The sequence below is a fragment of the Labrys neptuniae genome, assembly GCF_040797145.1.
Classification (GTDB): Bacteria; Pseudomonadota; Alphaproteobacteria; order Rhizobiales; family Labraceae; genus Labrys; species Labrys neptuniae.
In genome coordinates, this window is the sequence record NZ_JBFNQD010000015.1 from 114,991 (window position 1) to 124,942 (window position 9,952).

Sequence of the window (9,952 nt, forward strand, 5' to 3'; positions counted from 1 at the left end):
TGAGCCCGCCAAAGCTATGACCTTCCGTTCCGGTACTGGTCACTAGGCAATGCAGACGCTTCTGCTCTAAACATGGAGGCTGGCCACGGTCACCCACAAGTTCAGCAACGCCGACATCGCCATGTTTCTTTCCCTCGCCACGACATACCAGCCTGCCACCGATCTCGGCTTTCTGTTGATGAAGCACCCCGATCGGGTGCATGAGGTCGAGCTTTCGTTCGGCAAGGCTCATGTGCTGTTTCCGCAGGCTGAAGCCTCGCGCTGCGAAGCCGCCTTGATCCTGGATGTCGACCCGGTGGGCCTCGTGCGCGGCCGTGGCGCGGGCGACGGCCTCATCGATCGCTATGTCAACGATCGCCCCTATGCCGCTTCGTCCTTCCTGAGTGTCGCCCTCAATCGGGCCTTCCGTTCGGCCATGGCGGGCACGTCGCGCGAGCGCCCAGACCTCGCCCTAATGCCACTCCCGCTCGAAATTCGCCTCACGCCCCTGCCGGTGCGCGGCTCCTCAAGCCTGGTAGCCGAGCTTTTCGAGCCGCTGGGCTGGACCGTGAAACTCACATCTATAGTGGGGAACGATGGACCGTCCCCCTATGTCGAGTTGCAGCTCTCTGGCACTCTCACCGTCGCGGAGGCACTCAATCACCTCTACGTGCTGATTCCCGTTCTCGATGCCGACAAGCATTACTGGATCGGCGAGGACGAGGTGGAGAAGCTAATCGCCAAGGGAGGCGCTTGGCTGAAAGCCCATCCGGCGCGCGAAACCATCACCTCCCGCTATCTCAAGCGCCGTCGCCATCTCGTGCGTGCGGCCCTGGCGAAACTGGTGGCGGAGGAGAGCGAACTCGACGACGACGTCTCGACGCCGCGACAGGACAGCGAGGAAAGGCTTGAGGCACCTTTGCGCCTGCACGACATTCGCCTCGATGCGGTTGCCGATGCTCTTGCCGCAACGGGCGCCGGCGTCGTCGCGGATCTCGGCTGCGGCGAAGGCCGACTGATCGGACGCCTCGTCAAGAATCGGCAATTCCGTTCCATCATCGGGCTGGACGCATCTTCCCAGGCCTTGGAACGAGCGGCCGAAAGGCTGAGGCTCGACAGCGGCAGGGAAAAGCGGGTCCAGCTTCTGCACGGCGCCCTCACTTATCGCGATATTCGTTGGCACGCCGCCGAGGCGGTGGCGTTGGTCGAGGTCATCGAACATCTCGATTCCGATCGCCTCCCAGCGTTGGAGGAGGTTGTCTTCGGAGCCGCCAAGCCAAAGACCGTGATCATCACAACACCCAATGCGGACCATAACGTGTTGTTCGAGAAGCTTTCCGCCGGCGCCTTTCGCCATCCCGATCATCGTTTCGAATGGACCAGGACCGAGATGCGCACCTGGGCCACCGATATCGAAACCCGCTATGGCTACACTGCCGAGTATGCCGAGCTCGGCCCCAATCATCCCGATCATGGCGCTCCCTCGCAAATGGTGGTGTTCCGTCGATGAGAGCCCCTGATCCCACCACGCTCGAACTGCCCGATTTCTCACTGGTCGTCCTGATCGGGGCTACCGGCTCGGGCAAGTCGACTTTCGCTTCGCGCTGGTTTGCCCCAACGGAAGTGATCTCGTCCGATCGCTGCCGAGGTCTGGTCTGCGACGACGAGAACGACCAGAGCATTTCCGCCGATGCCTTCGATCTCGTGCGAACCATCGCCGAGAAACGCTTGAAGAACCGCCGCCTCGCGGTGATCGACGCTACCAATGTCCGCGCCTCCGAAAGACGGGACTGGATCGCGCTGGCCCGGCGCTGGCACGCTTTGCCGGTTGCGATCGTCATCGATCCCGGCCTCGATATCTGCATCGAACGCAACAAGCTCAGGCCGGATCGCGCCTTCGGCCCGAAAGTGCCGCAGCGGATGGTCCAGGAAATCCGCAAGGGCCTGCGCAATCTTGCTCATGAAGGTTTCCGGCAGGTCTGGAAGCTCTCTTCCGTGGAGGCAGTCGATGCCGCCATCGTCACACGCAAGCCGTTGTGGACTGACAAGCGGAGTGAGACCGGGCCTTTCGACATCATCGGCGACGTGCACGGTTGTGCGGACGAACTGGAAAGCCTGCTCGCCAAACTCGGCTACCGTATCGAAGGGGAAGGAGAAGATCTCGCAGTGATTCCGCCTGAGGGGCGCAAGCTGGTCTTCGTCGGCGATCTCGTTGACCGCGGGCCGAAGACACCTCAGGTGTTGCGCATCGCCATGGCAGCGCTGGCGGCCGGACACGGCTTCGCCGTGCAGGGCAACCATGACAGCAAGCTCATGCGCTGGATGGCCGGGCGCAAGGTCACAGTCAATCACGGCTTGCAGGATTCGATCGACCAGCTTTCGGCTGAGCAGCCGGCTTTCCGAACCAGGGTCAAGGCCTTTCTCGACGAGTTGCGCAGCCATTACTGGCTCGATGGAGGCCGTCTTGCCGTCGCCCATGCCGGCCTGAAGGAAGAGATGGTCGGCCGCGGCTCGCCAGCCGTGCGCGAATTCGCGCTCTATGGCGAGACGACGGGAGAAACCGACGAATTCGGCCTGCCTGTACGGCTTGATTGGGCGACTGCCTATCGGGGCGCGAGTACCATCGTCTATGGCCACACGCCCGTCCCGGAAGCCGAATGGCTCAACAACACGCTCTGCATCGACACCGGCTGCGTGTTCGGCGGCAAGCTCACCGCCTTGCGCTGGCCCGAGCGCGAATTGGTGAGTGTGGCGGCCGAGCGGGTCCATAGCACGCCGACACGCCCACTCGCCCCGGCACCGGCCGAACTCAGCGCCCAGGCCGAGGCCGATATCTTGATCGATTATGCCGATGTCTCGGGACGTCGCTGGATCGATACCACCTTGCTGCGTCGCATCGTGGTTCCCGAGGACAATGCCGCTGCCGCTCTCGAGGTGATGAGCCGCTTCGCCATTGCCCCGCAATGGCTCGCCTATCTGCCGCCGACCATGTCGCCTGTCGCGACCAGCAGCGAAGATGGCTGGCTCGAACGTCCCGAAGAAGCCTTTGCTTACTATCGCGAACGCGGCCAGCCACGACTTGTCCTGGAAGAAAAGCACATGGGCTCCCGCGCGGTGATCGCGCTCTGTCGGGACGAGCAAGTGGCGAAACGCCGTTTTGCCAGTCTGTCGGGTGCGACCGGCATCATCTGGACACGGACGGGCCGCACCTTCTTTACCGACGCTGCCATGACCGAGGCTCTGCTCGATCGTATCCGGTCGGCCGCGGACAAGGAGGATCTGTGGACCGAGCTGTCGACTGATTGGTTGATCCTGGACGCCGAGATCATGCCGTGGTCCGCTAAGGCTTTGGGCCTGATACGCCAGCAGTATGAGCCCGTCGGCATCGCCGCGCGAGCGGGCCTGCGCGCTGCGCTGGCGGCGGCGGAGCTCTGTACCGCGCGCCTACCCCTCTCCGAGGCCGGCCCCCTCGCCCGACGCCTTGCCGACCGGGCCGATCGCGCCGATCGCTACGCGGCGGCCTGGGCGCCCTATAGCTGGCCAGTCGCCGGCATCGACGATCTGCGTGTTGCTCCCTTCCATCTCCTGGCGAGCGAAGGCCGAGTTCACTTCGATCGGGATCACGACTGGCACATGGACATCGCTCGCCGTCTGTCGGGCGCGGGATCACCGACTTTGACGGCCACGTCGACGCGGATGCTCGATGTCGACGACGTCGAGGCGTGCCGCGCAGCCGTGGCGTGGTGGGAAGAGCTGACGGCATCGGGCGGCGAAGGCATGGTGGTCAAGCCACTCGCCTTTATACCGAGGGGACAGAAGGGCTTAATCCAGCCGGCCTTGAAGGTACGCGGCCGCGAATATCTGCGCATCATCTATGGCCCTGAATACGATCTTCCGCGCAATCTCGACAGGCTGCGGGCGCGGGGCCTGGGTGGCAAACGCGCCTTGGCCTTGCGCGAATTCGCTTTGGGCCACGAGGCGCTCTCCCGCTTCGTGGCTGGCGCACCCCTGCGCAAGGTGCATGAATGCGTCTTCGCCATCCTAGCACTGGAAAGCGAACCGATCGATCCCAGGCTTTGAACCCTCACGCCCCGAAGATCGACCAGCCCATGCGGCGGGTGAGGGCCTCCAGGGCGATGCGGCCGAGGTGGGAATTGCCGTTGGCGTCGAGCCCCGGCGCCCACACCGCGATCGAGGCCTTGCCCGGCGCCACCGCGAGGATGCCGCCGCCCACCCCGCTCTTGCCGGGCAGGCCGACGCGATAGGCGAATTCGCCCGAGCCGTCATAATGGCCGCAGGTCAGCATGATCGAATTGATGCGGCGGGCCCGCTCGGCCTGCACCACACGGTGGCCGGTGGAGGGATTGAGGCCCTGCCAGGCAAGGAAGCGCCCTGCCATCGCCAGCTGCCGGCAGGACATCGCAATGGCGCAATGATGGAAATAGACGCCGAGCGTGTAGTCGACGGGATTGTCGAGCACGCCGAAGGATTTCATGTAGTTGGCGAGAGCCGCGTTGCGGAAGCCGGTGCGCTGCTCGGAGGCGGCCACTGCCTCGTCGATGGCGATCGAGGGATCGTCGGCGAGAAAGCGCATGAAATGCAGGATCTCGCCCAGGGCCTCGCGCGGCTGGTGCCCTGAGAGGATCAAATCGGTGACGGCGATGGCGCCTGCATTGATGAAGGGATTGCGCGGGATGCCCTTCTCGTTCTCCAGGAGCACGATCGAGTTGAAGGCGCTGCCCGAGGGCTCGCGTCCCACCCGGCGCCACAGCCGGTCGCCGGCCTTGCCGAGGGCGAGGGTCAGGGTGAAGACCTTGGAGATGCTCTGGATCGAGAAGGCCATGTCGCCGTCGCCCCCGATATGGGCGTTGCCCTCGGCATCGATGACGGCGATGCCGAAATGCTTGGGGTCGATGCGGGCAAGCTCGGGAATATAGCTCGCCACCTCGCCGCGGTCGCTGTAACAGGCCATCTCCTGCGCGATTTCGGTGACGATCTCATCAAGCTGGGGCAAGGCGGGTCTCGGGTTTCGTGTCGGTCTTCTCCCTTAGCGCAAATCGGCGGCGGTTTGGGAAGAGGTGACTTTGGGAGGGTGACGTTTCACCCCTCATCCCCTTGCGGGTGTCGTCAACTCCCTTGAGTTGACTAGAGGTTCCGGCAGAGGGATGAGGGGTGAAACACCCTCTTTCCTTGACTCTCGCCCCCATATCCCCTACATCCCGCCCCGTTCTTACACAGTAAGACGCCCTTCCGCCGACCATCCCGAGAGGATGGAGGCCAACGCCCGTCAGCGCGATGCGCCCACGGGCGTGTTTTGCGTTGTGCGCCTTGCCTTGCGGGACGATGGCTCCGATATCTTTCTCGAAGCCAAACAGGAAAAGACGAATGTTCGATGGTCTCTCCGCACGTCTGTCCGATGTGCTCGACAAGCTCACCCGGCGTGGCGCCCTCACCGAGGCGGATGTCGGCGAAGCCATGCGCGAGATCCGCCGTGCGCTGATCGAAGCGGACGTCGCGCTCGATGTCGTGCGCTCCTTCACCGACAAGGTCCGCGCCCGTGCCATCGGCGCCGAGGTGCTGAAATCGGTGACGCCCGGCCAGATGGTCGTCAAGATCGTCAACGACGTCCTGATCGAGACCCTCGGCGGCGAGGGCCAGGCCATCGACCTGCAGGCGGTGCCGCCGGTGCCGATCCTGATGGTCGGCCTGCAGGGCTCCGGCAAGACCACCACCACCGCCAAGATCGCCAAGCGCCTGACCGACAGGTTCGGCAAGAAGGTGCTGCTGGCCTCGCTCGATACCCGCCGTCCCGCCGCCATGGAGCAGCTTGCCGTGCTCGGCAAGCAGGTCGACGTCTCCGTGCTGCCGATCGTCGCAGGCCAGTCCGCCGTGCAGATCGCCAAGCGCGCCATGGATGCAGCCCGCTTCGGCGGCTACGACGTCGTCATGCTCGACACCGCCGGCCGCACCACGGTCGACGAGGCGCTGATGGCCGAGGCCGCCGAGGTCAAGGCCGTCACCGAGCCGCATGAAGTGCTGCTGGTCGCCGATGCCCTTACCGGCCAGGACGCCGTCAACACCGCCCGCGCCTTCGACGGGCGCCTGGGCATCACCGGCATCGTGCTGACCCGCCTCGACGGCGATGGCCGCGGCGGTGCGGCCCTGTCGATGCGCGCCGTCACCGGCAAGCCGATCAAGCTGGTCGGCACCGGCGAGAAGGTCGAGGCGCTCGAAGATTTCCACCCCGCCCGCATCGCCAACCGCATCCTCGGCATGGGCGACATCGTCTCCCTGGTCGAGAAGGCCGCCGAGACGATCGACGCGGAAAAGGCGGCCAAGATCGCCGCCAAGATGCAGAAGGGCGCCTTCGATCTCGACGATCTGCGCGAGCAGCTCGTCCAGATGGAGAAGATCGGCGGCATGTCCGGCATGCTTGGCCTGTTGCCCGGCATGGGCAAGATCAAGGACCAGCTCGCCAACGCCAATCTCGACGAGAAGCTGTTCAAGCGCCAGCGCGCCATCATCGAATCGATGACGCCCGAGGAGCGCCGCAAGCCGGAGATCCTCAAGGCCTCGCGCAAGCGGCGCATCGCCGCCGGCTCCGGCACCACGCCCGAACAGATCAACCGCCTGCTGAAGATGCATATGCAGATGGCGGACATGATGAAGAAGATGGGCGGCGCCAAGAAGGGTGCGCTCGGCAAGATGGCCTCGATGTTCGGCCTCGGCGGCGGCATGCCGCAATTGCCGCCCGGCGCCATGGACGCCCTCGCCAAGGGCCAGATGCCGCCAGGAATGCCTTCTGGCCTGCCCTCCGAAATGCCCAAGCTGCCGCCCCAGATGCCGAATTTCGGCCCGGGTGGCCCCAAACTGCCAGGCTTTCCCGGCCTCGGCGGACCGAAATTGCCGGGCGGCCTGCCGCCGGGCTTCCCCTTCGGCGGCAAGAAGAAATAGCCGCCCGAAACCTTTTCACCTCACCGACGAACAAACTGACAAACGGAGTTACCCATGTCCCTCAAGATCCGTCTCGCCCGCCGCGGCGCCAAGAAGCGCCCGTTCTACGCGGTCGTCGTTGCCGATTCGCGCTCCCCGCGCGATGGCCGCTTCATCGAGAAGCTCGGCACCTATGACCCGATGATCGCCAAGGATTCGGGCAAGTCGCGCTGGACCGTCGACCTGGAAGCCGCCAAGGCCTGGATCGCCAAGGGCGCCCAGCCGACCGACCGCGTGCTGCGTCACTTCGCCGATGCCGGCCTGCTGGCTCGCGAAGCCCGCAACAACCCGGTCAAGGCCGTTCCCGGCAAGAAGGCGCAGGACCGCGCCGCCGAGAAGGCCAAGAAGGCCGAGGCTGCTGCCAGCGCAGCCGCCGAGTAAGCTGATCCTGCTCCCCTCTCCCAAGTTGGGAGAGGGGTCGGGGGTGACTCAAGAACCGCTTGCGCGTCATTGAAAGCGCAGCAAAGCAATCCAGCTTGTCAAAGGCCGGGAACCCGATTGCTTCGCTGTACTTGCAGTGGCGCGATTCAACGAATCGAGGCCTGATCCCTCCCCCTACCCCTCTCCCCACTGGGGAGAGGGGATCCCGCGCCCCTTCGCTAAAGGCTCCCCATGCCCCCTGCCCCGCAAAACCTGGTTCTTCTCGGCGTTTTCGGCGCAGCCCATGGGCTCAAGGGCGAGATCCGGCTGAAATCCTATACCGAGGAGCCGTTGGCCATCGCCAATTACGGCCCCCTGCTCACCAAGACCGGACGCCGGATCAAGCTGGCCACCGTGCGCCAGGCCAAGGACGTGCTGATCGCCCGGGTCGAGGGCGTCGGCGACCGCACCGGTGCCGAACAACTCGTCAATCTCCAGCTCTTCGTCGAGCGCGAGGCATTGGGCATGCCCGATGACGAGGACGAATTCTTCCATGCCGACCTCATCGGTCTCGTCGCGCGCGATGAGGACGGCCACAAGATCGGCATGGTCACCGGCCTGTTCGATTTCGGTGCCGGCGACATCATCGAGGTCACGCCCGAAGCCACCAAGGAAGCGCCTGGCAGCGCCAAGCCCCTGCTGCTGCCCTTCACCAAGGCCGTCGTGCCCGCGGTGGATATCAAGGCCGGACATATCGTCGTCATCCTGCCTGAGGAAGGTGGGGCGGCTGATGAAAACGAGGAGACAGGCGACGATGAGCGCTGACCACAGTTCCACCGGCAGCCTGGACGGCGATTTCAGGCAGCTCGCCGGCACGCCGGTCGCCGGTCTGATCTTCGACATGGACGGCACGCTGGTCGACAACATGCATGTCCACAACGATGCCTGGGAAACCTGGCATCAGCGTCATGGCCTGCCCTTCGACCGCGAACGCTTCTTTCGCGACACCGCCGGCCGCGCCAATCGCGAAGTGGTCGGTATGGTCAAGCCCGATGCGAGCGAGCATGAGCTCGACACGCTGGGCCTGGAGAAGGAAGCGATCTACCGCGAGATCTATCGCAGCCAGATGGCGCCGATGCCGGGCCTGATGGCACTGATCGCTGCCTGCGAGGCTCGCGGGCAGAAGATGTCGGTCGCCACGGCCGCCACGCCGGAGAATGCCGCTTTGGTGCTCGACGGGCTCGATCTGCGCCGCCATTTCGTCACCGTGGTCTCGCCCTCCATGGGCTATCGCGGCAAGCCCCATCCCGACCTCTTCCTCGCCGCTGCCGAGGCGATGGGCCTGGCGCCCGGCCAATGCGTGGTGTTCGAGGACGCGCCGCTCGGCATCGAGGCCGCCCGCAATGCCGGCATGCGTGCCGTAGGCGTCAAGACCATGCTGGACGATGCGGCCCTTGACGGCCCGAACACCGTGTTCTCGATCAAGGACTTCACGGATGAGAGGCTGAAGGGGTTGCTCGAAGGGTAAAGTATGAAACGCAACTCGCCTTCTCCACGCCGTGGGGAAGTCCGTAACATGTTCGCGAGCGAACATGTTACTGCGCCCGACGAAGTCGGGTCGGATGGGGTGCAGCCCGCTAGCGGTGCCCCTTCCGGATAGAATGCACTAGCGGGCTGCACCCCATCCGTCATTGCTGCGCAATGACACCTTCCCCACTGCGTGGAGAAGGCTTTGGCGCCCGTACCTCAAGCGAGATTGTCCATGTGGCGCGCCTCCATCCTCACCCTCTATCCCGAGATGTTCCCGGGGCCGCTCGGCGTCTCCTTGTCGGGCGAAGCTCTGGCAACCGGCACCTGGGCGCTGGAGACGCGCAATATCCGCGATTTCGGCCAGGGACGCCATCGCTCCGTCGACGACACGCCGGCCGGCGGCGGCCCGGGCATGGTGATCCGTGCCGACGTGCTGGCGCAGGCCATCGATGCCCTCGGTGATGACGGCCGCCCGCGCCTTTTGATGTCGCCGCGCGGCCTGCCCCTGCAGCAGGCCCATGTACGGGCGCTGGCGGCCGGGGACGGCGCCGTGATCGTGTGCGGGCGCTTCGAGGGCATCGACCAGCGGGTGATCGAGGCGCGCGGCCTCACCGAGGTCTCGATCGGCGACTATGTGCTCTCGGGCGGCGAACTCGGCGCCATGGTGCTGATCGACGCCTGCGTCAGGCTGCTGCCGGGCGTGATGGGCGGCGCCACCTCCGGCGACGAGGAGAGCTTCGAGAACGGCCTGCTCGAATATCCGCACTACACCAGGCCCCTCACCTTCGAGGACCGCGCGATTCCCGACATCCTGCGCTCGGGCCACCACAAGAACATCGCGGCCTGGCGCCGGAGCGAGGCCGAAGCCTTGACACGGGAGCGCCGGCCGGACCTATGGGCGGCCTATGAGGCGCGGCAGCCGCCGCCGAAGAAGAAGCGGTGAACCCCGGGTGCACGGGCATCTTGCCCACTCTTCCATCGTCGAGCACAGCGGTCCCAAGAACGGGCGGGACGCCCGTGCACCCTGTGTAGTTAGACTGTGTCAGGATGGGTGCGGGCGAGAGACCGTGTGCACCCAGGCCCCTTGAGG

8 protein-coding genes are annotated in these 9,952 nt (G+C 65.1%); 7 read left to right on the forward strand and 1 reads right to left on the reverse strand.

Annotated features, from left to right (window positions below):
• The first annotated feature begins 121 nt into the window (after positions 1 to 121).
• Positions 122 to 1,489 (forward strand): 3' terminal RNA ribose 2'-O-methyltransferase Hen1, encoded by a 1,368-nt coding sequence (locus ABXS05_RS28805; RefSeq protein ID WP_367626236.1) that lies wholly within the window; start codon positions 122 to 124, stop codon positions 1,487 to 1,489.
• A complete protein-coding gene (locus ABXS05_RS28810; protein ID WP_367626237.1) occupies positions 1,486 to 4,059 on the forward strand; it encodes a polynucleotide kinase-phosphatase in 2,574 nt (857 codons plus the stop codon). Before ABXS05_RS28805 ends, ABXS05_RS28810 begins: the two co-directional genes overlap by 4 nt.
• Before the next feature lie 4 nt (positions 4,060 to 4,063).
• Here the strand turns inward: ABXS05_RS28810 and ABXS05_RS28815 are convergent, their stop codons facing one another.
• The gene (locus ABXS05_RS28815; RefSeq protein ID WP_367626238.1) at positions 4,064 to 4,993 is read right to left on the reverse strand and encodes a glutaminase; all 930 of its coding nucleotides are present in this window, start codon (positions 4,991 to 4,993) and stop codon (positions 4,064 to 4,066) included.
• 371 nt (positions 4,994 to 5,364) lie between these two features.
• Between ABXS05_RS28815 and ffh the strand changes: the two genes are divergently transcribed.
• The 5 genes from ffh to trmD all read left to right on the forward strand — a co-directional run bounded on the left by ffh (position 5,365) and on the right by trmD (position 9,805).
• The gene (ffh, locus tag ABXS05_RS28820) at positions 5,365 to 6,933 is read left to right on the forward strand and encodes a signal recognition particle protein (RefSeq protein ID WP_367626239.1); all 1,569 of its coding nucleotides are present in this window, start codon (positions 5,365 to 5,367) and stop codon (positions 6,931 to 6,933) included.
• 54 nt (positions 6,934 to 6,987) lie between these two features.
• Complete coding sequence (rpsP, locus tag ABXS05_RS28825) at positions 6,988 to 7,353, forward strand: 30S ribosomal protein S16 (protein WP_311934490.1); 366 nt, start codon at positions 6,988 to 6,990, stop codon at positions 7,351 to 7,353.
• A gap of 231 nt (positions 7,354 to 7,584) precedes the next feature.
• Entirely contained in the window at positions 7,585 to 8,157 is a 573-nt protein-coding gene (gene rimM / locus ABXS05_RS28830) for a ribosome maturation factor RimM (RefSeq protein WP_367626240.1), read from the forward strand.
• Positions 8,147 to 8,860, forward strand: coding sequence for an HAD family hydrolase (locus tag ABXS05_RS28835; RefSeq protein ID WP_367626241.1), 714 nt, complete (start codon positions 8,147 to 8,149; stop codon positions 8,858 to 8,860). Before rimM ends, ABXS05_RS28835 begins: the two co-directional genes overlap by 11 nt.
• A gap of 234 nt (positions 8,861 to 9,094) precedes the next feature.
• Positions 9,095 to 9,805, forward strand: coding sequence for a tRNA (guanosine(37)-N1)-methyltransferase TrmD (gene trmD, locus ABXS05_RS28840; protein WP_367626242.1), 711 nt, complete (start codon positions 9,095 to 9,097; stop codon positions 9,803 to 9,805).
• Positions 9,806 to 9,952: the final 147 nt, after the last annotated feature.

Bases quoted from the DNA above. Each gene is read 5' to 3' on its own strand.
- rpsP (WP_311934490.1), top strand. From the start codon at position 6,988: ATGTCCCTCAAGATCCGTCTCGCCCGCCGCGGCGCCAAGAAGCGCCCG.
- ABXS05_RS28810 (WP_367626237.1), top strand. From the start codon at position 1,486: ATGAGAGCCCCTGATCCCACCACGCTCGAACTGCCCGATTTCTCACTG.
- ABXS05_RS28835 (WP_367626241.1), top strand. From the start codon at position 8,147: ATGAGCGCTGACCACAGTTCCACCGGCAGCCTGGACGGCGATTTCAGG.
- trmD (WP_367626242.1), top strand. From the start codon at position 9,095: ATGTGGCGCGCCTCCATCCTCACCCTCTATCCCGAGATGTTCCCGGGG.
- ffh (WP_367626239.1), top strand. From the start codon at position 5,365: ATGTTCGATGGTCTCTCCGCACGTCTGTCCGATGTGCTCGACAAGCTC.
- ABXS05_RS28805 (WP_367626236.1), top strand. From the start codon at position 122: ATGTTTCTTTCCCTCGCCACGACATACCAGCCTGCCACCGATCTCGGC.
- rimM (WP_367626240.1), top strand. From the start codon at position 7,585: ATGCCCCCTGCCCCGCAAAACCTGGTTCTTCTCGGCGTTTTCGGCGCA.